General features: G+C 74.2%; 1 protein-coding gene. It reads left to right on the forward strand.

The features are described 5' to 3' along the window. A partial coding sequence (locus SB816_RS33895) for a hypothetical protein (protein WP_410548486.1) occupies positions 1–248 on the forward strand: 248 nt, incomplete at both ends.

The raw sequence follows: 248 nt of genomic DNA on the forward strand, positions 1-248 counted from the left end.
GTACGCCGGCAAGCTCTCGGACGAACCGGTCAACGCGAGCGCGAACGTGTCGGGTTCGCTCGAAGCGCTCGTCGCCGACGTGTCCGCGAGCGGGATGAAGCTGAATGGCCGCGCGCACGTCGAGGCCGCGCCGTTCGGCGCGGTGCCGCTCACGCGCGCGTCGCTCGCGTTCGATCACGTGAATCCGCAGGCGCTTGCGCCCGGCGCGCCGGCCGCCAACCTCGCGCTGCGCGCCGAGCTCGCGCCGG

It is taken from the genome of Achromobacter sp. SIMBA_011 (genome assembly GCF_046535435.1).
Taxonomy (GTDB): Bacteria; Pseudomonadota; Gammaproteobacteria; order Burkholderiales; family Burkholderiaceae_B; genus Achromobacter; species Achromobacter dolens.